Raw genomic sequence first — 22,943 nt, 5'->3', positions numbered from 1 at the left:
GTCGATGCTGGATGTTAGCTGCTGGATTCTGGATGTCGGCCTATGTCTAGTCCAGTATCCAGCGTCCAATATCCAGCAGCTAACATCCAATACCCAACGTCTATGCGCTTTCTCTACGTTCTTTTCTGTTTTATATCGGTGGGCAGTTTTGCTCAAACCGATACGATCCGACTCAACGAAGTAACAGTATCTGCTTCGCGGTTCGAGCAACCTGCCCGGCGGTCTCCGTTTCAGATTCAAACTATTTCGCGCGAGCAGATTGCCTTCCGCAATCAACAGAATACGGCTGATCTGCTGGCTCAGACGGGAAATGTGTTCGTCCAGAAAAGTCAGGGTGGGGGAGGAAGCCCGATTTTACGTGGTTTTGAAGCAAGTCGAGTATTGCTCGTCGTCGATGGGGTTCGAATGAACAATGCGATTTATCGGGCGGGTCACTTGCAGAATGTCCTGCGCATCGACCCCGCATTGATCGAGAGGGCCGAAGTGCTGTTTGGGTCAGGCTCTACGCTGTATGGGTCCGATGCCCTGGGCGGCGTACTCTATTTCCAGAGCCGAAATCCCGAACTATCGTCGGGCGACCAAACCCTGGTGCGGCCAGCAACGTACCTGCGCTACACCTCGGCAACAGGCGAACGCACGGCCCACGCCGACGTAAGTATCGGAACCCAGAAGTGGGGGTTTTTGAGTAGTGTTACCGCCGCCACATTTGGCGATGTGGTGCAGGGAAACAACCGCCTCGCCGCTTACCCCGAATTTGGCAAACGTACCCAGTACATCGCTACCGACCTTTCGACCGGCCTCGATCAGGTGGTGACCAATTCAGACCCGAACAAGCAGATTGGGTCTGGCTATAGTCAGCTCGATTTGTTTCAGAAAGTGCTATTCCAGCCCGTTGCTGGTGTTCGTCACAGCCTCAACGTGCAGTATTCAACCAGTACCGATGTACCCCGCTACGACCGGTTGAGTGAGGTGTCAAACGGTCGGCCAAGCTTTGCCGAGTGGTTCTACGGTCCCGAAAAACGACTGCTGACAGCGTACCGACTCGATATAAGCCGACCCATCGCTTTGTATGACCGGCTTCAGGTATCGGTGGCTTATCAACACCTCGAAGAAAGCCGGCAGAGTCGCCGATTGAATGCCGCTTTACTGAAAAGTCAGGTAGAGCGGCTGGATGTTTGGTCGGTCAATGCTGATTTGCAGAAACAGATTGGTGAGCATCGGTTGCAGTATGGGCTTGAACTAACCCATAACGACGTAAACAGCACCGCCACGTTTCGGAATGTACGTACCCAGGCTATTACGCCAGCCGATACGCGTTACCCCGATGGCGGTAGCTCGCTACAAACCGCTTCACTTTACCTGACCGACGCCTTGCCTTTATCATCGTTGGCCCAACTAACTGGTGGCCTTCGCTATAGCATCACCGATACCAGGGCTACGTTTGGTGATAAAACGTTTTTCCCGTTCCCCTTCAGTGAAGTTCAGCAATCGCCCAAGGGTTTTTCGGGGCATTTAGGGCTGGTTCTAACGCCCACCGATCGCTCGAAAATTAGTGTGCTGGGATCAACCGGTTTTCGGGCTCCCAATATCGATGATCTGGTGAAAGTGTTTGATTCAAGGGCGGGCACACTGGTAGTACCTAACCCGAACATCCGGCCCGAATACACCTACAACGCTGAAGTGACGGTAAATCAATGGCTGGGCGACCGGCTGCGACTCGACGGAACCGTATACCACACCTGGTTCGAGAACGCCATCGTGGTTGATGCCTTCACGCTAAACGGAGCCTCGACGGTTGACTATGCCGGGCAACCGAGCCGGGTGCTGGCAGCGCAGAACAAACGCCGGGCAACGGTGCAAGGCTATAGCCTGAGCGCACTGGTTCGGCTTACCAACCGGTTTACCTTCACGGGGTCTGTAAACGGTACGGCAGGCCAGATTAAGGATGACCAGCAAACGCCACTCGACCATGTTCCGCCTACTTTTGGCCGGGCCTCCCTCATGTATCGCACGGCCCGTTTCCAGATAGAAGCGTTTAGCCTGTTCAGCGGGTGGAAACGAATTGCCGACTACAATCCGGAAGGAGAAGACAATGCCCAATATGCCACAACCGACGGGATGCCCGGCTGGGTAACGGCCAATCTTCGGGGCAGCGTAAAAGTAACGCGGGTGGTAACCGCACAATTAGCTGTAGAGAATCTGTTCGATCGGAATTACCGGGCCTTTGCCAGTGGCATCAGTGCGCCGGGCCGCAACCTCATGGTTACGCTACGAGCGGCACTGTAAGTGAACATACTTTGGTTGATAGACTAAACAGTCTACTGGGTTACTTGGTTAAATGCGTGTATTTTCCAACTAACGTTATGGCAACCAAAAACGAAAAAGCACTCGAACAAGTCGAGAAAGAAAATCAGGAAGTACCCGCGGGCAATAAAGCTGATAACGGGGCGGGTCATGGAAGTAGCGGCAGTGGCCGTAATGCAACGAGCCACAAAAGCAGCAAAGGTGGTAAAGGAGGCAGTAGTGCTGGTAGCTCGTCAGGTGGCACCAAAGGCGGGCATAGCAACTAGATGATTTGGGTAGATGGTCTCACCGGATACAGCCCGGTGAGACCATCTACCTAAATGAGTTACTCGTAGGCGATCCGGCTAATGATGCTACGACCGAGGGTTACTTCGTCGGCGTATTCAAGGTCGCCTCCAATCGGAATGCCACGGGCGATGGTCGATATTTTAAGCTGGAACGGACGCAGTTTCTTCTGCAGGTAAAACGCAGTTGTATCGCCTTCCATAGTAGGGCTTAGAGCCAGAATAATCTCCTTCACCGGCTCATCATCATCATTCTGTTGCGTCAGTCGCTGAATGAGTGAATCGATATGCAGGTCGCTGGGGCCAATACCTTCAACGGGCGAAATGATCCCTCCCAGTACGTGATACAGCCCCCTGTATTGTGCTGTATTTTCTACGGCCAACACATCACGCGTGTCTTCGACCACACAAATGATTGAATTGTCGCGGCGGGGATTGGCGCAGATGCCGCAAAGGGCGTTATCGGATAGGTTATGGCATTTTTTGCAGTACTGTACCTTCAGCCGCATTTCGGTGAGTGAATGGGCTAATGCCTGCGTTTGTTCTTCGTCGCGTTTCAGCAGGTGTAGCACCAGCCGCAGGGCCGTTTTTTTGCCAATGCCCGGCAACTTAGCCACCTCCGTCACCGCGTCTTCAATAAGCTTTGAGGGGAACTCCAAAGGATGTTTGATTTACGAGTTACGAGTTACGACGTACGAATTAGCGTTGTTAGCTCACCACATCTTGTCGAAGCGGAGCTAATCGGAAGTCGTATATCGTACATCGTAATTCAGTTTAAGACTTCCGCGGAGATGCCACGGCGGCAGATCTCGTTGCGCAGGGGGACTAACTCCTCGAAACCACCATTCTTGACGGTACACTTGCCTTTGTAATGAATCAGCAACGTACACTGTTCGGCTTGCTCGGGAGCATGGTCACAAACTTCGATCAGTGTATCGATGACGTATTCGAAGGTGTTGACCTCATCGTTGTAAACAACCAGGTTATACACCTCAGTTTCTACGACTTCGTCCATCACGGTCACTTCGGGTTCAAAAAACGGCATCATAAGAACATCGATTGGTAGTTGATTCTTTGGCAAATTTACGGAAATTTGACCGGTTATTACCCGATAAAATAACCCCGCCAGCCTACTAAAAGTTGCTCTTTTGCATGAATTCAACCATCGCTCTCGTCATTCTGATTGCCTATTTTGCCATGCTCATCACGGTGTCGTACTACACCTCCCGCGGGGCAGATACCAACACTTTTTTTACGGCAAATCGCCAGTCGCCCTGGTACCTGGTGGCCTTCGCCATGATCGGGACTTCGTTGTCGGGCGTTACCTTTATTTCGGTTCCTGGTGCCGTAGGAGGCGTTTTTAAGGGGTTTGAGGGGTATAAAGGGTTCTTCTACTTTCAGGTTGTGCTGGGGTACATTATCGGCTATTACGTGATCGCCACGGTGCTCATGCCCATGTATTACCGGCTGAACCTGATCTCCATTTATGGCTACCTCGAAAAGCGGTTTGGCTTCTGGTCATACAAGACCGGCGCGGGCTTTTTCCTGTTGGCCCGTACGGTAGGTTCTGCCGTTCGCCTTTACATTGCGGCGGGGGTATTGCAGCTCGCTATCTTCAACGATTTGGGCATTCCCTTCTCGGTTTCGGTAGCCATCACCATTCTTTTGATTTGGCTGTATACATTTAAAGGCGGTGTGAAAACAATTATTATCACCGACACGCTTCAGACTACGTTTCTGGTCACCGCCGTGATGCTGACCATTGTGCTCATCTCCCGTGAGCTGAACATGAGCTTCAGCCAGGTTACCACCGCCATCAAAAGCAGTCCTTATTCGCAGATTTTTTACTTCGAGAATATCAATGATCCGCGCCACTTCCTGAAGCAATTCATCTCGGGTATTTTCATCGCCATTGTCATGACTGGCCTGGATCAGGATTTAATGCAGAAAAACCTGACCTGCAAAAACATTGGCGAGGCCCAGAAAAATATGTTCTGGTTTACCATTACACTCACGCTCGTCAATTTCATGTTCCTTTGCCTGGGAGCTCTTCTCTACATCTACGCCAATACCAAGGGCATCGCGCTGCCCGCCAAAACTGACGAACTGTATCCGTTGCTGGCCCTGAACCATTTCGGTCCGGTGGTGGGCATTACGTTTCTGTTAGGCATTACGGCCGCGACTTACGCTTCGTCTGACTCGGCGCTAACAGCCCTGACCACCTCGTTCTGCATTGATTTCATGGACGTAGAGAAGAAGCCCGAAGTGCAGCGGGCCCGCATTAAACACTGGGTACACATCGGTTTCTCGGTGCTTTTCTGGATCGTGATCGTCATTTTTAACCGATTGAATAGCGGTGATGTAATTACGGCGGTGTTCGATCTGGCGGGCTATACTTATGGGCCATTGCTGGGTCTGTATACCTTTGGGCTGTTCAATAAACGCCCTGTATACGATCGGTGGGTGCCGCTTGTCTGTGTGCTTTCGCCGCTGGTTACGTATTATGTCAATTCTCAATCGGCGGCCTGGTTTAATGGATATACATTTAGTTTTGAACGGCTATTGCTGAACGGACTCTTTACGTACCTGGGCATGTGGGTGTTATCGATCAATGCACCGGCGCGGGTGTCTGACACGGAAACTGCCCTACAATAGGGTAAGCCAACTTTTTCGGAGCGAAGCTGTTGTTAGGTTACTCTGCCTATCATATGTCTTCAATTCTCCATCATGGTGCGATTATGTAGTTTCCTTCTTGTCCTGACCGGGCTTAGCGTTCATTCAGTAACCGGGCAGGTAAGAACGCCCCGGCCGCACCGAAACCCTGATAACCCATACCGGCGAACCTATCAGAAAGGGCAATTTATTGCGCCTGTAGACACTACGTCGCCAAAGGTCCCTTTCGTGCATTTCCCCTTTCCGCTGCCAAAAGGAACCAACCGGGCCACGCTCGGAGTCACCTTCACTACCTCGCCACGCGATATTACCGAGGAAATCCAACTCAATGTACCGGCGGGGGACCTGATCGTGTTGCATGGACTGACCGATAATCTGGCACTGACCGGCCGCTTTACCTTTCAGTTTCTCCAAAATAACGCCTCGGTCGGGTTGCGGTATAGCGTGCCGGTCAAAGGCCGTTTCTACGCCTCGGCGGGTGCTGATGTGGGGGCCTGGTTTGGGTCGCTGCAACTGGCTCAGTTCGATAACCGGGGCTTTGGCGCACAGGGAATTCCAAACGTGGCTGTGGGTTTCCGCTCCTCACGCGATTTGCTGGTAACTCTGCGTGGTGAGGTTGATTTAGGTTTGTATTACCGATCGCGGGTGGGCCAAACGGTAAGTGAACGCGGACAGGCGGTACTTAATGGCTACGGCGGAACCGTGACGCTGGAGCAGGCCTTCTTTGGTCGTCGCCACATAGCCGTTGGTTTTAGAGCGCTGTATACCAACTTCAACTGGCAGTTCTGGACGCTCTACGACACATTCGATCGCAATATTTTCTATCCCGAAGTAATGGTCGGCTTCTTCCTGTAGTCTGTAGACAACACGCTCAACTCCTTCGATATGGTTTTTTTTCGACTTATTATTCTTTGCCTGATCGCCCTTTCAGGAAGCTACCTGGCAGGTTGCCGGGCCGGCCTGAACGACTCCGTGCCTATTCCGCCCGCCTACGGGGAGGGCCTGAATGTGGAGGGAGCAAAACTGCTTTTTGGACAGACCCGTAAAGCCTGCGAAGGGGTGTATACGGCTTCGGATGGGGCCGACGCCTTTGGTCAGGAAATTGCCGCAAAGTGGAGTCATCTGGTAAAAAGCCCCGGCGACACTACCTACTACCTGTCGCTTTTTTGCGAACCGCAGGCGGCCTTTTTCGTGCTGGAAGGCCGGCAAATCGGCGATTCACTAGTTTTTGAAGGGTTCTGGCGGCGGCTGGTTAATGCCGAAACTGGAACGGCCCGCTTTGTGGTGCTGAACGCGGAAGGAGGTAGTGTATTGCTTGCCCCTGACTGCTGCACGACTGTTGAACCCGGTCAGGTAATTTTTAGGGGGGGGTACGGCAATGGTCAAAATCCCCGATCGAATTCATTGGTGCTGACCTATAACCGGCCACTTAACCCCCGGCCTTTCCAGATTCTGGCGCACCGGGGTGGGGGACGTACCTCCGATTTGTTGCCATCATCGGAAAACAGCATTGAAATCATTCGACTGGCTGAACGGCTGGGTGCTACCGGCATTGAGATCGATATTCGGCAAACAAAAGACGGTACCCCCATCATCTACCACGACAATCAACTGAACCTGCGCCTTACTCAGAAAACAGGGCTGATTGGAGCCGTTGAAGCTTATACGTTTGATCAGTTGTCGGCTTTTGTCCGGCTCAGGAACGGCGAAAGAATACCAAAATTAACCGCCGCGCTCGATGAGGTGTTGAATAATACTGCACTGGAAACCGTTTGGCTCGATGCGAAAGATGTGCGGGATATGGATCTGATACGCACCATTCAACAAACATACCAGCAACGGGCCACTCAGCAAGGTCGTAAACTGACCATCTACATCGGGCTACCCAGCGCCGACGAGGTGGCGCAGTTTGAAGCGCTCCCTGACCACACACAACTAGCCTCGATCTGCGAACTCGACACGAGCGTAGTCCGCCGCATTAATGCCCGCGTATGGGCCCCCCGCTGGACGTTGGGCGAACAAGTACCTTCCACGCAAGCTATGCAGGAGCAGGGTCGAAAGGTGTTTATCTGGACGCTCGACGTACCTGAGTTTATTCAGCAGTTTGTGCAAAACGGGACATTTGACGGTATTCTCTCTAATTATGCGCCCATTGTAGCCTACTACCATTATGTACAGCAATAGAAAGAGATACTTCGGTAACTGGTTGTTAGTCTGGCTATTGTGCTTGTCTGTGTCTGCGCAGGTGTTGGCACAGCAGCCCGGCCAACGAAGAAAACCCGGAGTCAGTCAGGGGGATCGAGTCAACCGGCCGCGCCGTATTCAGCCGGTTCCTAATGCGAACAGACCCGCCTATACTCGGAAAGGAACAGCACGAAAACTCAGCCCCGACCAATTGTGGGATATGAAACCCGATTCGACTCACCCCAATCGTGGTCCGTTTCGGTTGTTGGTATACGCCGGGTTGGGCTCGTCATACTACCTGGCACCCGTCAGAACACCGGGCAGTTTGTCGGGCGAACAGCGCAACCGGTGGGGGGTACCACTTTCGCTGCGAATCATGTGGCAAACTGATCACCGACTGCGGATGGGCATTGAAACCGGCTATGTGGGAATGTACAATTACCAGGGTCTGGTACAGGACCGGCTGGCCAAAATTCGGGTCTCGGCAATTCCCATCATGCCCGTTTTTTCGATGTCGGTCGTCAAACGATTTTCGGTCTACGCAGGCACAGGCCCTTACCTGATCAATTCCCATTTAGACTATGACGGTATCACCAGAGGAACTACAGTTAGTTTGGGCTGGATGGTGGCCGGTACCTACACACAACCAATTACCAAAAACCTTGGCATCGCTGCCGAGGTTAAGTTATACGACGCCTCACAGACAAACGACGCCTGCTTCATTGCGCAGGGAACGCTGGTTTGGCGCGCATTGACATGGTAAAATTTAGTTTGTGGTTTGTGGTTTGAGGTTTGTGGTTGCGTTGCTAAGTCACGACTACCCTGCTCAAGCAGCGCAACCACAAACCTCAAACTACAAACCACAAACTACCTTTTGAATACGCCTATTCTCGCTTTTCTGGCCGATACGCAGGCTCCTATGTGGATCGAAGCCTTATTTCTGAAACAGCGCAACAACGTAAAAGCCACCCAGGCCATCTTTCGTGAAATCCTGAACCGTTGCCCCGAAACACTCTACTGGCTGGGCGATGTAGTGGTGCTGGGTTACAAAAATTCGGCGTGGCCCATGGTCGATACGTTTCTGGCCGACTGCGAAGAATCCGGTATTAACGTGAAGGCCATTATGGGTAACCACGACGTGATGGGCCGCCCGAAAAAAGGCCAGCGTAACTTCCAGAAACGGTTCCCTGACCACGTACCTACTGGCTACGCGCACGTGACCGATGGCGTAGGCGTTATTCTGCTAAACTCCAATTTCAGTACGCTTACGCTTGACCAGCAAAAACAACAGCAAACCTTCTACGAAACGACTTTACAGGAATACGATGACGATCCGGCCATACGGGCAGTGATCGTAACCACACACTACGCGCCTTTCTCAAATAGTCGCCTGGTGGGGTCGAGCAAGCCGGTTCAGCAACGCTTTGTGATGCCGTATCAGGCTTCGAAAAAAGCTAAATTGTTCATCACTGGCCACGCCCACGCGTTCGAGCGGTTCGAGGTAGGAGGGAAGATCTTTCTGGTCATCGGCGGCGGGGGCGGGTTAAAACAGCCGTTACACAACAACCCATTCAAGTACGAAGACCGGGCACTCGAGTACAAACCCATGTTTCATTACCTGACCGTATGGCGCGAGGACGATAATCTACACGTCTGTTCGCACAGCCTCACCGACGATCAGAAAGCATTCACTGACGGCTACGGCTTCGTGGTGTGAAACCTATCTAATTCACCTGGCAACCACTGGTTCAACCCGGAACCAGTCGAAATCGGCGTAGCCCGAGTCGTTGATTTGCGTACTTCGGGTGCAGTAAATACCCATCTTGGCGCCAATCCAACGGCCAACTGTTGCCTGGAACGGAGCGCCTGCTTTGGTAAATAACTGTCCGTCGAGGCTGTAGCTGAATTGGCAGTTAGCCCCTTCGCTTACTTCGACGCGTAAGTAAACAGCCGTAGCGGCATTGATCTGGGTAATTGTTGTCTCGTTTTCAGGTTTACCCTCGGCTGCTTTCTGACAAACGGTGTGTACCAGTGAAATACCTTCTTTACGGCTTTTCAGAACCAGACCGGCGTAGTTCATTCCCATGATAATCAGTCCGGCTTTCTCATCGACCAGCTTAGGGTTTGGTTTAAAAGTCAGTTTGGTGGTAGCCACAAACGTCTCGGCTGGAAATTTTTGCAGCAGCAGATTAGGTACGTCCCAGAGGTTTTTAGCCTCATCGGGAGTTTTAGCTGAATACAGCCGCAGGAAGCCCTGATTACTGGTAGTATGCCAAACTCCCTTCGGATTAGCCTGCCATTGCCATTGTAGCCCTAGCTTCTGGCTGTTAAACTCGTCGGATTCCGGTGGTGTGGCCACTGGGTACGTTCGACCCACGTTCGGCTTTTTGTAGGTTGAAACAGGTTCGCCTTTCCCATCTCCATCCTGATCCACGCCAATGACTGGCCAGTTATTTACCCATTTCAAGGGCTGAAGATGCACTACCCGGCCGTAGGCCTCTTTATCCTGAAAATGTAGAAACCAGTCTTCGGCTGGCTTCCCTTTCCCCGGATTCGTGGTGACCCACGCGCCCTGATGCGGTCCGTTAATGGTCGTTTTGCCCTGGTCCATCACCACTTTTCGCTCGTATGGGCCGTACACGTCTTTAGACCGCAGGGCAAGTTGCCAGCCCGTCGACACGCCGCCCGCCGGGGCAAAAATGTAGTAATAGCCGTTTCGCTTGTAAAATTTAGGCCCCTCTACCGTGGCATCGCTTTCATGCCCGTCATACACAATAACCCCTTCATCAAGCACTTTCTGGCCGTCGGGGCTGAGCTTTTTAATGGTCAGGATGCTCTTGATACCTGCCCGACTGCCCGCCCAGCCGTGAACCAGGTACACCTGACCATCATCGTCCCAAAGGGGGCAGGGGTCAATCAGTCCTTTACCACCTTCCACCAGCACCGGCTCTGACCATGGGCCCGCCGGGTTGGTGGCTTTGGTGAGGTAAATGCCAAAATCAGGGTCGGGGTAGTAGATGTAAAACTCGTTATTATGGTAGCGAATGGCCGGGGCCCAAACGCCGTTTCCGTGCTGGGTTTTCTCGAAATGGGCAATGGGCAGTTGCCGTTTCAATGCGTGGCCAATCAGCGTCCAGTTGACCAGATCGTTGGAATGCAGGATTGGCAAACCGGGAATGGCGTCGAAACTGGACGCCACGAGGTAATAGTCATTGCCCGCCCTGCACACATCCGGGTCAGAATAGTCGGCGTGAAGAACCGGGTTTTTATACGAACCATTACCCAGATCGGCCACCCACACGCGGGAAACAGCACCGGTGCCGGGCAAAGACGTACCTGACATTGGAGTACTGGGCTGAGCATCTGCGGTAAAACCGGTGGAAAGAATCGTCAGAAAGGTGAATAGGGCGGTCATTAGCTACGCAGAAAAAAGGTGATCATGAATCATGAAGTAACAGGTTAGGGTGTCCAGGCCGTGGTTCCCGAAAAAATAGAAGCCAGCGTATACCGTTTGGCCTCTTTAGCAGCTAGTTGCTTCGACCACGAAACCCGTTTTGAGGCGCTACCACCCGGCCCGGTGCTACCAAATTCAGCGTACATAACCGTTTGCTCGTTCGTGGCATTACGCCAGTTGTCCCAGCCTTCGGGGGCAATGTGGCGGCCCATGTTGGTGTTGATAAAGATGGTTTTGGCATTGGGTCGCCAGGGACGTCCGAGAAATACCTTCGTCGCCGACTCATCAGCCGTTAGTCTGCAATTGAAGAAGACGAAGCCGTAGGGTTGATAAACGGGCGTAGCCGCCGCAGTGATGTAGGAATTAGACAGGCTGTGGATGATACACGACTGGAAAACGGCCACTGACTTGCCGAAAATAAAGTCGGTGGTGCCTTCTATTCGGCAGTTTTCATAATACTGCCGGCTTCCTTCGGCGGCGGCAAACAGCGTATCCTGATTACCCAGGAGTGTGCAGTTCCGACAAGCAAACCGGTCGCCTTCCACGTGTAGCGCCACGGCCTGTCCAACGCGTCCGGCGGTGTTCTGTATAGTCAGGTTTTCGAGCAAAATATCGGGCGCATCGACCAACACCACATAGCTGGTGTACGTGCTGAATTTATCGGCACCCGTTCGGTCTTTCCCGCCGGGATAAGTCTTGCCCGAGTAATCGTTGCCAGTGATGATAACGCCTTCTCTGCTTTCGCCGATCAGGTGAATATTGGGCTTCCAGGATGGAATGACGAGTTTTTCGGTGTAAATCCCGTTCTTGATGTACAGCCTGACATGTACCTGCGAATGGTCGCGAAACGCATTCACGGCGGCCTGAATGGTGGTGAAATTACCGCTACCATCCTGGGCCACGGTAAACGAAGCCGGGTACGTTGCCGACACGGGCGCGGTGGTCTGTGAAAACGCGCTGATTGTTAGGGCGAAGCAGAAGAAAACGAGAAGTAATCGGATCATATTGAGCTGGTTTAACGCTACTTCGAGGAGGAAAGCGTGAGTTGATTTTCGCTGGCTCCATCGCTAAACTCCGCTCTTTTTTGTGCACTCGAGAGGTTGGTGTTCATCACCCGGATTGCCTGACTACGTTCGCCTTTGATGGCGAATAGCAAGCTCGTTGCGGCGTTATACTGAATGGTATTGAAAGTCAGATCGCGACTATTCTCGGCCAGAATCACCGGATTGGTGCTGGTGGTTGCCAGTTGCACATGATCGAGACTGATACCGCTGGCGTCGATCAATTCTACGCCTTTATCGGCCTGCAACACCAGGTTCGATAGGGCGATGTTGCTCACGGCCATTTCGGGCAAACCGCGAATAAATACGCCTTTTTTTGCTCCGTGGCAGACAATGTTCTCAAACTTCATATTCCTGAAAATCGGCGTGCCTTCGTTGAGTACAGGTCTGTCGTCTCGCTGGCCGTCGGTCGCGAATTTTACGAAGTAGTACATATCGAAGAAAATGGCTTCCTGTGCAATGTCTTTCATGAAGATGTCTTTGGCATAAATATGCTCGACAATCCCGCCCCGGCCCCGCACCGATTTAAAGCGTAAGCCTTTGTCGGTGCCCATGAAGGTGCAGTTAGAGACGAAAATGTACCGGGCCCCGCCGCTCATTTCGCTACCCACCACAAAGCCGCCGTGCCCGTTGTATACATTGTTGTTTCGGATAATGCCGTTCTCAGTTGGCATGCCGCGTTTACGGCCTTCTTCGTCTTTACCCGACTTGATACAGATGGCATCATCGCCCACGTCGAGCGTGCAGCCTTCGATCAGGAAATTTTTGCACGACTCAATGTCCATGCCGTCGCCGTTATGCGCATAATCCGGGTTTTTAACGGTCAGATTCCGTAACGTAAGGTCCTGACACATGAGCGGATGGAGGCACCAGGCCGCCGAATTCTGACAGGTGATTCCTTCCAGCAGCACCTTTTTGCAATTGGTCAGCACCAGCAAATTCGGCCGTAATACATCTTTCATATCGGCGAAATCCTGCGGTTTTTTGCCGTCGGTGAGCAGCATACTCCGGTTTTCGACGCTGGCTTTTTTGAACTGCTCGCTGGGGTACCAGGTTTTGCCATCATCTTTCAGCACGCCCCCCTTCGCAAGCTTGGCTTTCCACTCCCCTTCAGTCAGCTGACTTTTATGCACGGCACGCCAGGCATCCCCATTGCCATCCAGAATACCCTGCCCGGTGATGGCGATATTCTCCAGGTTGATGCCCGATATCGGCGACTGGTTGCGGGCGGCCTTTTTTCCTTCGTAATACCCCTCAACCAACGCATACTGGCTTTTGTCGGTGGTGAAGAGCAAGGTTGCGGCTTTTTTCAGGTGAAGATTGACGTTGCTTTTCAGCTCGATCGGCCCTGTCAGCCACAAACCGGCAGACACCAAAACCACGCCGCCACCACGCTGACTACAACTCAGAATGGCCTTGTTGATCGCGTTGGTATTCAGCGTAATCCCGTCAGATTTGGCTCCAAATGCCTGAATAGTGAGGGTATCGGCCCGAAACGTGGGCTGGACAATTCGGGGAAGATTTGTCCAGCTATACAGCGGTTGAGCGTGTGTTGAAAGGGCAGTAAGTGCCCAACTGGCAAGCCCGATGAGGAAGGGATATCTAGTCATGTTTACCCCTAAAGTCATCGGGGTACTGATACATAATACCGTGTCGGCGACTATTTCTGCGCAATCGTTACCGGGAACGTTGCCGGTGTGTACATGTAGAGCCATTGACACGAAAGACCGACAGGAGGCGAACATTAGCCTCATCGACGGGTTAAGCCTTTACCGTCAATTCATTACCTGATATCTCTGCCTTCACGAACATGACTTCCATGACAAAATCAGTAACGTACCTGGGTACGTTGCTGGGCATAGCGCTGCTAACAAATCTCGCGGCGGCCCAATCTTTACAACCGGGTTTCAACAAAGCCGAATACATCGAATTACTGAAGGTTTCGGCCCGGTTTGGAGATTCAAGCTATGTGGCCGCTTTCCCAAAACCGCAACGCTTTCAGCCCGTTTACCGATCGCCGGTTGTTGGCCTCGATAATCTCTGGGATCTATGGTCGGATAATCAGACCACGGCCGTTATCAGTCTACGCGGCACTACGGCCAATAGTGTAAGCTGGTTAAGTAACTTTTACGCGGCTATGGTACCCGCTAAAGGAGAACTGCAACTGTCAGAAAAGGACGTGTTCCCGTATCACCTAGCCAATAATCCGCGTGCGGCGGTGCATGTTGGCTGGTTGGTCAGTACCGCTTTTCTGTCGAAGGACATCCTGCCTAAAATCGATTCCAGCTATCAGAAGGGTGTTAGAAACATCCTGATCATGGGGCATAGTCAGGGTGGGGCCATTGCCTTTTTGTTGACGGCACATTTGTATGAGTTGCAACGGCAGGGAAAATTGCCCGCCGATATCCGCTTTAAAACCTACTGTAGTGCAGGGCCTAAACCAGGTAACCTATACTTTGCCTACGAGTATGAGGCCATGACCCAGGGCGGTTGGGCCTACAATGTGGTTAACTCGGCTGATTGGGTACCTGAAGTGCCGTTTTCGATTCAGACTGTAAACGATATGAATACGACCAACCCGTTTGCAGGGGCTAATCAGGTGATCAAAAAGCAACCTTTCCTGAAAAGACTGGTGCTGCGGCGCGTTTACAATGACCTCAGTAAACCGGCATTGAAAGCCCAGAAAAATTACCAGAAATACCTGGGAAAGGTGGCCTCGAACACGGTGAAGAAAAACCTGAACGGCTATGTTCCACCCGAATACTATAACAGCAACCACTACGTGCGAACTGGCGTGACTGTGGTGCTGTTGGCCGATTCTGCCTACTATAAACGTTTCCCCGACAGCCGGGAGAAGATCTTCGCTCACCATTTTCACCCGCCTTATCTGTACCTGACGGAGCAGACCTTGCCACAGTCCGGCGAAGCTGGAACAGCCCAGAATACGCCGCCGTTAACCGGAACCTGGGAGCTAACGTACCTGGCCGCACCCAATGCTGATCTGGCAACCTTGTATCCTGATCGGAAACCGACGCTCACCTTTGATGCCACAAATAACCGGATTGCCGGGTCAACCGGATGTAATTCGTATAGTGGACCGTTCTCAACTACAGGTAACAGCTTCACGTTTCCGGAAACGGCGGTGATGACCCGAATGGCGTGCCCCGGAAGCGGCGAGGGAACGTTTCTGACGACTATCAAAAAGGTGAATCGCTACGCATTGACAGGTGACACATTGACCTTGCTCACCGGCGATATGGCTGTTATGCGATTCAAACGTAAGTGATTGAGGGTACGGGTGCGGGCAGTAGCGTCGGTAGAGTAAGGTATCGACGAAAAAAAACAGCCCCAGCGGTGCGACACATGCGGCTGGGGCTGTTTTTATTAATGATTGTTCTTCACTTATTTCTCCAGAGCCACTGCTTCTTTCGGTACTGATTGGGAGACGTACTCGATTAGATCGGCTACGAGGCCTGTCCAGCCGGTTTGGTGACTGGCGCCGAGGCCGCTACCCGTGTCACCGTTGAAATATTCGTAGAACAGCATAAGGCCTTTGAAGTGCGGATCGTTGCTGAACTTGTTCAGATCGCCCATGGCAGGTACGTTACCCGCCGGGTCGGTTTTAAACAGACTGATGAGGCGCTCGGCTACCAGCAGGGCAGCATCTTTGATACTCATCACGTTACCCGAATGGGTTGGGTATTCCACTTCGTAATCGTCGCCGTAGTACTGGTAAAACTTCAGCAATGAGTCGACCAGCAGGAAATTGAGCGGGAACCAGATGGGGCCGCGCCAGTTGGAGTTTCCGCCGAAAATGCTCGTTTCCGATTCGGCCGGCACGTATTTCACGCGTAGCAGTTCCCCGTTCATGTGCAGTTCATACGGCTGCTTTTCATGGAATTTAGACAGGGCGCGAATGCCGTAATCCGACAGGAATTCCGCTTCGTCGAACATCCGGCGCATCAGCATCTTCATCCGGTGTCCCCGCAGTAAACTCAGCAGGTGGGTTGAGCCTTTACCCGGCTCGTGCCAGCGCGACACCAGCGAAGCCAGGTCGGGCCGGTTGGTGAGCACCCACTCCAGCCGGCGCCGGAAATCAGGCAATTTCGAGAGTAGCTCGTCGTCGATAATCTCAACCGCAAAAAGGGGAATCAACCCAACCATCGACCGGATTTTCAGCAAACGGGCCTGTTTATCGGGCGTATGCAGAATGTCGTAGTAGAACTGATCCTGCTCGTCCCAGAGGCTGATGTGTTGTTTGCCCAGGTTATTCATAGCCGAGGCAATGTGCAGGAAGTGCTCGAAAAACTTACTGGCCATGTCCTGGTACGAAGGGCGGACGAGTGAGATTTCGCAGGCAATACGCAGCATATTCAGCGTGTACATGGCCATCCAGCCCGTACCATCGGCCTGTTCAATGCGACCACCCATCGGCAACGGCTGACTCCGGTCGAATACTCCAATGTTATCGAGACCCAGGAAGCCACCGCCAAAGATGTTGTTTCCTTCTACGTCCTTACGGTTCACCCACCAGGTGAAATTCAGCAGCAGTTTATGGAAAATACGCTCCAGGAAGTTGACGTCGCCAACGCCGTTGATCTGTTTATCGATCTCATAAACCTTCCACGTTGCCCAGGCGTGAACAGGTGGATTTACATCGGAAAAATTCCACTCATAAGCCGGAATTTGTCCGTTGGGGTGCATGTAGTATTCGCGCAGAATAACGGCCAATTGTCTTTTGGCAAAATGCGGGTCGAGTCGGGCGAGCGTGAGCGTGTGGAAAGCCAGATCCCAGGCGGCAAACCACGGGTATTCCCACTTGTCGGGCATACTCAGGATATTGGCCGTATACATGTGCCGCCACGATTCGTTACGGGCATACACCCGGCCCTGAAATGGAACGGGCATTTTAGGGTCACCTTTCAGCCACTCGTTCACATTGTAATAGTAGAACTGTTTGCTCCAGAGCATGCCGGCGTAGGCCTGCCGCTGAATGTTCACCAGTTCGGCATTGGCATTCGGGCCGCTCACGGTGCTCGCCTGCAACTGTTCGTAGAAAACGTCGGCTTCGGTGTGCCGTTGCGCAAATAGCTGATCGAAATCGCCAAAAGGCTGAGTCAGGTGCGTTTGCTCACTGAAACGAAGCCGGATCTTGACACTACCACCCGCAGGTACGTTGCGCGTATACCGAGCCGATGCTTTAGTGCCGATCTTATTCGGGTTTACATGTTCAGGCTGCCCCGTTACGATATAATTGTTGATGCTGTCTTTCGGATACGACGTGGTGTTGGGGCGGCCGTAAAGTCGTTCGGTATTGGTTTCGTTTTCGCAAAAAATTAGCTCGTCGGCATTCTCGCAATACAGTTTGTATTTGCCCAACTGCTTGTGGTTTACCTCGATCTGACTGTTGGAAATGCCCATCAGCATGGGCCGGTTGTTGTATTGCTCATACCCCCACGACCACGTATTACGGAACCAGATGGTGGGCAACAAGGTCAGCGGTGCGTCGACAGCGCCCCGGTTGTGGGCGGTGACGGTGACGAGCCAGTCGTTCTGATCCGCTTTGGCGTACTCGATTTCAATATCGAAATACTCACTTTCGTCGAAAATACCAGTGTCAACCAGCTCATACTCCGGTTCCTGCCTCGACCGGCGCATGGTTTCGATAACCAGCTTGTTGTACGGAAACTCCTGCTGTGGGTACTTATACAGCATTTTCATGTACGAGTGGGTGGGGGTGCTGTCGAGGTAATAATACAGCTCCTTCACATCCTCGCCGTGGTTGCCTTCGGGGCCGGTCAGCCCAAAGAAACGCTCTTTAAGTATATTATCGCGGTGATTCCAAAACGCCAGTGCGAAGCAGACGTGCCCTTTATTGTCAGAAATGCCCCCAATTCCTTCCTCGCCCCAGCGGTATGCTTTCGAGCGGGCCATTTCATGACTGACATGATTCCAGGCATCACCATAGGGGCTATAATCCTCACGAACAGTACCCCAGGCACGGTCAGACAGATACGGTCCCCACTTTTTCCAGCCTTTATTATCGGCCCGGTCGTATATACGGAGTTTCTCGGCTTCGGTAGGCATAAATTCTAAGGGTGATCTGTCAGAGTGGTTCAGGATGACGGATCAGACCCTAAAAATACGCCTATCACTCCATACTGGCGCGTATTCCCGGAAAAGTCATAAAAAAGGGGCGTGATTTCCTCTTAAAGCGAGGTAATTCCCATGATTGTCATTCAGTTGCCAACTAGTTAATAGAACTCGCTGTAAGCTGAATGAGTAGATTCGGTTCGCCAATGGCACTTTCCCTATATGATACGGAGACGTGTATTGCATGTACTAGTGGTTGTCATTAGCCTATGTATAGGCGGCGCCGCGCTTACCGCCTGGATGAGTAAACCGGTAGCTGGAAGACCTAATATAGTGCTCTTTTTTATCGATGATTTGGGGTATGGCGATTTGTCCTGTACAGGGGCAATGGGCTACGAAACGCCTAATCTGGATAAGATGGCGGCTGAAGGTAGTCGCTTCACAAATTTTCTGGCGGCACAGGCTGTCTGTAGTGCCTCACGAGCTGCCTTGATGACCGGTTGTTACCCAAACCGGATTGGCATTGCTGGGGCGCTGGGACCGTCGTCGTTAGTTGGACTCAACCCCGACGAGGAAACGTTACCCGAACTGTTGAAAGAGCAGGGATACGCAACGGGCATTTTCGGAAAATGGCATTTGGGGAGCAAGGAAGCTTTTTTGCCGCTTCAGCATGGATTCGATACCTTCTACGGGGTGCCTTACTCGCACGATATGTGGCCTTTACATCCTGATCAGGCGCGAGCCAAGTATCCGCCCTTATTTCTGATCGATGGAAATAAATCCGCCAAAGAAGTAAAAACGCTCGCCGATGCCAGCGAGTTGACGCCTACGTTTACCGAGCGGGCTGTTTCATTTATCCGTGATCATAAACGCGCGCCTTTTTTTCTGTATATCCCTCATCCGTTACCGCACGTTCCGCTGGCAGCCTCGACCCGGTTCCGGGGCAAAAGCCAACGTGGTTTGTTTGGTGATGTGATGATGGAACTGGACTGGTCGGTTGGCCAGATTATGCAGGAACTTAAAAAGCAGGGGATCGATAAAAATACGCTGGTCATTTTCATTAGTGATAATGGCCCATGGCTCAACTACGGCGATCATGCCGGGTCGACCGGCGGGTTGCGCGAAGGAAAAGGTACCACGTTTGAAGGTGGCCATCGGGTGCCATGCCTGGTTCGGTGGCCGGGGGTAGTGCCAGCGGGGCGAGTGAGTAACAAACTGCTGTCAGCGATGGATATTCTTCCCACCGTAGTTAAACTAGCGGGAGCCAGGTTACCCAAACGGCGTATCGATGGCGTGAATTGGCTCGATCTGCTGACGGGCAATGATTCGGTTACGCCCCGTACTGACTTTCTATATTATTACCGAAAAAACAGCCTTGAAGCAGTTCGGAAAGGAGACTGGAAATTGGTGTTTGCCCACCCCGGACGTACCTATGAAGGATTTTTACCCGGAATGGGTGGTGCACCGGGCGAGCATTCTGAGAATCACGAGTTTCCGATGGCTCTCTACAATCTCCAGCGTGACCCCGGCGAGCGATATGATGTTCTAAACCAGCACCCTACGATTGTGCTTGAACTGGAGAAACTGGCCGACGAAGCAAGAACTGATCTTGGCGATGACCTGCGTCATCAATCAGGTAAGAACAACCGGCCACCCGGGCAGGAATCAAAATGATAGTTTTTTAATTCCTGCCCGGCATAAGCCGTAGCTTAACTTTCGAGTTTCGTTTGTAGACTAGTGGGCTACCAGCCAGTTTTCGCCGATGCCAACGCCGGTTTCCATGGCAACAGCCATTGGGATGGCCGTTTTCATGATTCGATCGACGTTTTCTTTCAGGTAGTCCAACTCTGATTTATGCGCGTCGAAGACCAGTTCATCATGCACGGTCAGAATCATTTTCGATTTTAACTGCTCACGGCCCATGAACTCATGAATACGAATCATGGCGATTTTCAGCATATCGGCGGCACTGCCTTGAATGGGCGCGTTCACGGCGTTGCGTTCGGCAAACATCCGGTCGGTCACGTTTCGCGAGTTGATGTCGCGCAGGTAACGGCGGCGACCCAGAATGGTTTCTGCGTACCCACATTGCCGGGCTTTTTCAATGCTTTCGTCCATGTACGCTTTTACCGCCGAGAATCCCTGGAAATACTCCTCGATAATCTGACCAGCCTCTTTACGCGGAATTTTCAACCGTTGCGACAAACCGAACGAGGAAATGCCGTAGATGATCCCGAAATTGATGGTCTTGGCTTTTCGCCGCATATCGCCCGTGACTTCTGAAATAGGTACGTGGAAAACTTTACTGGCCGTTTGGGTGTGAATATCGATGTTGTTGTTGAACGCATCGAGCATGGTCTGATCGCCACTGAACGCAGCCATGATCCTCAACTCGATCTGCGAATAGTCGGCCGACATGATCAGAAATTCATCGGAACGAGGCACAAACGCTTTCCGGATTTCCTGCCCGCGCGGAGTACGAATTGGAATGTTTTGCAGGTTTGGGTTGGTCGATGATAACCGGCCTGTCGACGCCACCGCCTGATTGAACGATGTGTGTACGCGGCCCGTTCGGGGCGAAATCAGCAACGGTAAGGCATCGACGTAGGTGTTTTTCAGCTTGATCAGTTCGCGGTAATCCAGGATTTTGCCGATGATCGGATTTTCGGCTTCCAACTTCGAGAGAATCTCTTCGCCGGTTGCGTACTGACCGGTTTTGGTCTTTTTGGCGTTCTTGTCCAGGTTCAGCTTATCGAACAGAATTTCGCCGAGTTGCTTGGGCGAACCGATATTGAATTCGCCGCCCGCGATCTCATATATTTCTCCCTGTACCTGCCGCATATCCGTTTCCAACGTACCTGACAATTCTTTCAGAGCGTTGGTATCAAGGGTAATTCCTTCTAGCTCAATATCCGCCAACACCTGAACGAGGGGCATTTCTACCTGATCGAACAGTTTATGCAGGCTATCTTTGTTGAGCATCGGCGCAAACGTGTTGCGCAGTTGCAGGGTTACGTCGGCATCTTCAGCGGCGTATTCCACCACGCGCTGTATGTCAACGTCGCGCATGGTTAGCTGCCCTTTCCCTTTTTTACCAATCAGCGACTCAATGGTTACGGGCTGGTAGTTCAGGTACACTTCGGCCATGACATCCATGTTGTGCCGTTGCTCAGGTTCAATCAGGTAGTGAGCCAGCATGGTATCGAACAGGGGACCACGTACCTGAACGCCGTATTTCTTCAGCATCAACAGGTCATATTTCAGGTTTTGCCCTACCTTTTCGATGCCCTCGTTTTCGAAAAACGGCTTGAACAGATCGATGACAGCCTGTGCTTCTTCCCGCTCGGGCGGAACAGGCACGTAGAACGCTTCGCCTTTGGCGTAGGCGAACGACAACCCCACCAAATCGGCCTCAACGGGGTCGATGGCCGTGGTTTCGGAGTCGAAACAAACGCTTGTTTGCTGGTTCAGGTACGTGACCAAACTGGCCCGCAGTTCGGGTGTGTCGACGAGACGGTAGTCATGAACCACCGAATGAATGGTCTTTCGGCGCTCGGTCGAGAATGATTCGTCTACTTCCGACTCGTGAGCGTCGTCGCCCCAGGTGGCGGAGTTGAGCTGTTCGACTCCCGGCTCATTCTCAGACCCGGCTCCCCCGGGCGTAGCTGATTCGCCGGAAGCGACAGGCACCGTAACAGGGGTAGTTTTGCTGGCTCGCGCTTTTTTGGCGGGTTCCGTTTTCGTGTCGTCAAACTGAAAGGGCAAATCATCGGCTCCACTGGGGTCTAACGCACCTGAGGGCATAGGCATCAGGGCAGGGGCAGGGTCGAACAGACCAAACTGACCGTTGGTAGGCTTCACAAATTCGCTTTTGAGCGGCGTTGGCCCGTCACCGAGCAAGCGCGTCTTCATCTGCCTGAATTCCAGCTCGTCGAGTAGCGCACCCAGACGCGGTTTATCGTATTCGTTGTGGATGAGCGCCGTTTCGTCGAATTCGATGGGCACTTCCATGTGAATGGTGGCCAGTTGTTTCGAGAGTAATCCCTGCTGCCCGTACTGCACCACGTTCTCTTTCAGCTTGCCTTTCAGCTGATCGGCATTGGCAATCAGGTTTTCAACGCTGCCAAACTCGGCAACGAGTTTCTGCGCCGTTTTTTCGCCAATGCCGGGAATACCGGGAATGTTATCAACGGCATCGCCTACCAGACCAAGCATATCAACGACCTGGCTGATATCGGAGATGCCCCATCGTTCGCAGATTTCTTTGACGCCTAATTTCTCGGCCGGTTTGCCCATGAAAGCGGGCTTGTAAATGAACACACAATCGTTGACCAACTGCCCGTAATCTTTGTCGGGCGTCATCATGTACGTGTCAAATTCACCGGTTGCGCAGGCCTTGTGCGACAGGGTGCCAATAATATCGTCGGCTTCGTAGCCCGGCATAATCAGCATCGGGATATTCATGGCCTCAATGATCTGCTTGATGTAGGGAATGGCTACCGAAATATCTTCGGGTTGCGACTGCCGGGTGGCCTTATACATCGGAAACTGCTCGTGCCTGAACGTCTTTTTGGAGTGATCGAAGGCGACGCCGATGTGGGTCGGCTTTTCTTTCTGGAGCACCTCCATCATCGAGTTCATAAACCCAAAAATGGCACTGGTATTGACGCCTTTACTCGAAATTCGCGGGTTTTTGTTGAAGGCAAAATGCGCCCGATAAATTAACGCCAGGGCGTCTAACAGGAATAGTTTCTTCTGTGGTTTTGCCATTATAAAAGAGGTGATTTGTGGTCATTTGTAATCATTGATGGTCACTCATCGTCGCTTGGGTGAATGACAATCAATGACTACAAATAACGCTCATTTTACAACAGGCGACACTTGTTATTG

Annotated in this window: 16 protein-coding genes; 9 read left to right on the top strand and 7 right to left on the bottom strand. The window is 52.2% G+C overall.

Features of this window, described 5'->3' with window-relative positions; genetic code table 11:
* Positions 1 to 102: 102 nt before the first annotated feature.
* Complete coding sequence (locus ACAW87_RS06675; RefSeq protein ID WP_370722431.1) at positions 103 to 2,286, top strand: TonB-dependent receptor plug domain-containing protein; 2,184 nt, start codon at positions 103 to 105, stop codon at positions 2,284 to 2,286.
* A 77-nt stretch (positions 2,287 to 2,363) separates the two neighbouring features.
* The gene (locus ACAW87_RS06670) at positions 2,364 to 2,570 is read left to right on the top strand and encodes a hypothetical protein (protein WP_370722430.1); all 207 of its coding nucleotides are present in this window, start codon (positions 2,364 to 2,366) and stop codon (positions 2,568 to 2,570) included.
* Positions 2,571 to 2,629: 59 nt separating this feature from the next.
* On the opposite strand, the gene recR is transcribed toward ACAW87_RS06670, so the two are convergent.
* On the bottom strand, positions 2,630 to 3,247 hold the full coding sequence (gene recR / locus ACAW87_RS06665) for a recombination mediator RecR (RefSeq protein WP_370722429.1): 618 nt from the start codon (positions 3,245 to 3,247) through the stop codon (positions 2,630 to 2,632).
* A 110-nt stretch (positions 3,248 to 3,357) separates the two neighbouring features.
* Positions 3,358 to 3,636, bottom strand: coding sequence for an ATP-dependent Clp protease adaptor ClpS (locus ACAW87_RS06660; protein ID WP_370722427.1), 279 nt, complete (start codon positions 3,634 to 3,636; stop codon positions 3,358 to 3,360).
* A 104-nt stretch (positions 3,637 to 3,740) separates the two neighbouring features.
* On the opposite strand from ACAW87_RS06660, the gene ACAW87_RS06655 reads away from it, so the two are divergent.
* The 5 genes from ACAW87_RS06655 to ACAW87_RS06635 all read left to right on the top strand — a co-directional run bounded on the left by ACAW87_RS06655 (position 3,741) and on the right by ACAW87_RS06635 (position 9,162).
* A complete protein-coding gene (locus ACAW87_RS06655) occupies positions 3,741 to 5,243 on the top strand; it encodes a sodium:solute symporter (protein ID WP_370722425.1) in 1,503 nt (500 codons plus the stop codon).
* 72 nt (positions 5,244 to 5,315) lie between these two features.
* Positions 5,316 to 6,116, top strand: coding sequence for a hypothetical protein (locus tag ACAW87_RS06650; protein WP_370722424.1), 801 nt, complete (start codon positions 5,316 to 5,318; stop codon positions 6,114 to 6,116).
* Positions 6,117 to 6,146: 30 nt separating this feature from the next.
* Complete coding sequence (locus ACAW87_RS06645; RefSeq protein ID WP_370722422.1) at positions 6,147 to 7,445, top strand: glycerophosphodiester phosphodiesterase; 1,299 nt, start codon at positions 6,147 to 6,149, stop codon at positions 7,443 to 7,445.
* A 220-nt stretch (positions 7,446 to 7,665) separates the two neighbouring features.
* Positions 7,666 to 8,208 carry a hypothetical protein gene (locus ACAW87_RS06640; protein ID WP_370722421.1) on the top strand — a complete coding sequence of 181 codons (543 nt, stop codon included), beginning with the start codon at positions 7,666 to 7,668 and terminating at the stop codon, positions 8,206 to 8,208.
* Between the two features lie 111 nt (positions 8,209 to 8,319).
* Entirely contained in the window at positions 8,320 to 9,162 is an 843-nt protein-coding gene (locus tag ACAW87_RS06635) for a metallophosphoesterase family protein (protein WP_370722419.1), read from the top strand.
* Between the two features lie 12 nt (positions 9,163 to 9,174).
* Here ACAW87_RS06635 and ACAW87_RS06630 read toward each other — a convergent pair whose 3' ends face one another.
* Genes ACAW87_RS06630 through ACAW87_RS06620 form a run of 3 tightly spaced genes read right to left on the bottom strand, consistent with a single transcriptional unit; the run spans position 9,175 to position 13,570 of the window.
* Positions 9,175 to 10,860: a glycoside hydrolase family 43 protein gene (locus ACAW87_RS06630; protein ID WP_370722417.1), complete on the bottom strand. Its 1,686-nt coding sequence runs from the start codon at positions 10,858 to 10,860 to the stop codon at positions 9,175 to 9,177.
* A 44-nt stretch (positions 10,861 to 10,904) separates the two neighbouring features.
* The gene (locus ACAW87_RS06625) at positions 10,905 to 11,903 is read right to left on the bottom strand and encodes a pectinesterase family protein (protein ID WP_370722415.1); all 999 of its coding nucleotides are present in this window, start codon (positions 11,901 to 11,903) and stop codon (positions 10,905 to 10,907) included.
* A gap of 17 nt (positions 11,904 to 11,920) precedes the next feature.
* Positions 11,921 to 13,570, bottom strand: a complete 1,650-nt coding sequence (locus ACAW87_RS06620) for a glycoside hydrolase family 28 protein (protein WP_370722414.1) — start codon at positions 13,568 to 13,570, stop codon at positions 11,921 to 11,923.
* A 200-nt stretch (positions 13,571 to 13,770) separates the two neighbouring features.
* Here ACAW87_RS06620 and ACAW87_RS06615 point away from each other — a divergent pair, with 200 nt between their 5' ends.
* Positions 13,771 to 15,246 carry an META domain-containing protein gene (locus ACAW87_RS06615; protein ID WP_370722412.1) on the top strand — a complete coding sequence of 492 codons (1,476 nt, stop codon included), beginning with the start codon at positions 13,771 to 13,773 and terminating at the stop codon, positions 15,244 to 15,246.
* A 116-nt stretch (positions 15,247 to 15,362) separates the two neighbouring features.
* Here ACAW87_RS06615 and ACAW87_RS06610 read toward each other — a convergent pair whose 3' ends face one another.
* On the bottom strand, positions 15,363 to 18,047 hold the full coding sequence (locus ACAW87_RS06610) for an MGH1-like glycoside hydrolase domain-containing protein (RefSeq protein WP_370722410.1): 2,685 nt from the start codon (positions 18,045 to 18,047) through the stop codon (positions 15,363 to 15,365).
* A 228-nt stretch (positions 18,048 to 18,275) separates the two neighbouring features.
* Between ACAW87_RS06610 and ACAW87_RS06605 the strand changes: the two genes are divergently transcribed.
* A complete protein-coding gene (locus ACAW87_RS06605; RefSeq protein ID WP_502918388.1) occupies positions 18,276 to 19,727 on the top strand; it encodes a sulfatase family protein in 1,452 nt (483 codons plus the stop codon).
* 60 nt (positions 19,728 to 19,787) lie between these two features.
* Here ACAW87_RS06605 and polA read toward each other — a convergent pair whose 3' ends face one another.
* Positions 19,788 to 22,823 (bottom strand): DNA polymerase I, encoded by a 3,036-nt coding sequence (gene polA / locus ACAW87_RS06600; RefSeq protein ID WP_370722409.1) that lies wholly within the window; start codon positions 22,821 to 22,823, stop codon positions 19,788 to 19,790.
* Positions 22,824 to 22,943 lie beyond the last annotated feature (120 nt).

This window comes from Fibrella aquatica (assembly GCF_041321135.1).
Classification (GTDB): domain Bacteria; phylum Bacteroidota; class Bacteroidia; order Cytophagales; family Spirosomataceae; genus Fibrella; species Fibrella aquatica.
The sequence above is the reverse complement of the archived record's forward strand: the minus strand, read 5'-3'. Positions and strand labels throughout refer to the sequence as shown.

Excerpts from the sequence above, each read along its gene's own strand:
- ACAW87_RS06615 (WP_370722412.1), top strand. The coding sequence starts at position 13,771 with ATGACTTCCATGACAAAATCAGTAACGTACCTGGGTACGTTGCTGGGC.
- ACAW87_RS06620 (WP_370722414.1), bottom strand. The coding sequence starts at position 13,570 with ATGACTAGATATCCCTTCCTCATCGGGCTTGCCAGTTGGGCACTTACT.
- ACAW87_RS06610 (WP_370722410.1), bottom strand. The coding sequence starts at position 18,047 with ATGCCTACCGAAGCCGAGAAACTCCGTATATACGACCGGGCCGATAAT.
- ACAW87_RS06650 (WP_370722424.1), top strand. The coding sequence starts at position 5,316 with ATGGTGCGATTATGTAGTTTCCTTCTTGTCCTGACCGGGCTTAGCGTT.
- ACAW87_RS06625 (WP_370722415.1), bottom strand. The coding sequence starts at position 11,903 with ATGATCCGATTACTTCTCGTTTTCTTCTGCTTCGCCCTAACAATCAGC.
- ACAW87_RS06655 (WP_370722425.1), top strand. The coding sequence starts at position 3,741 with ATGAATTCAACCATCGCTCTCGTCATTCTGATTGCCTATTTTGCCATG.
- polA (WP_370722409.1), bottom strand. The coding sequence starts at position 22,823 with ATGGCAAAACCACAGAAGAAACTATTCCTGTTAGACGCCCTGGCGTTA.
- ACAW87_RS06675 (WP_370722431.1), top strand. The coding sequence starts at position 103 with ATGCGCTTTCTCTACGTTCTTTTCTGTTTTATATCGGTGGGCAGTTTT.
- ACAW87_RS06640 (WP_370722421.1), top strand. The coding sequence starts at position 7,666 with ATGAAACCCGATTCGACTCACCCCAATCGTGGTCCGTTTCGGTTGTTG.
- ACAW87_RS06605 (WP_502918388.1), top strand. The coding sequence starts at position 18,276 with ATGATACGGAGACGTGTATTGCATGTACTAGTGGTTGTCATTAGCCTA.
- ACAW87_RS06660 (WP_370722427.1), bottom strand. The coding sequence starts at position 3,636 with ATGATGCCGTTTTTTGAACCCGAAGTGACCGTGATGGACGAAGTCGTA.
- ACAW87_RS06630 (WP_370722417.1), bottom strand. The coding sequence starts at position 10,860 with ATGACCGCCCTATTCACCTTTCTGACGATTCTTTCCACCGGTTTTACC.
- ACAW87_RS06645 (WP_370722422.1), top strand. The coding sequence starts at position 6,147 with ATGGTTTTTTTTCGACTTATTATTCTTTGCCTGATCGCCCTTTCAGGA.
- ACAW87_RS06670 (WP_370722430.1), top strand. The coding sequence starts at position 2,364 with ATGGCAACCAAAAACGAAAAAGCACTCGAACAAGTCGAGAAAGAAAAT.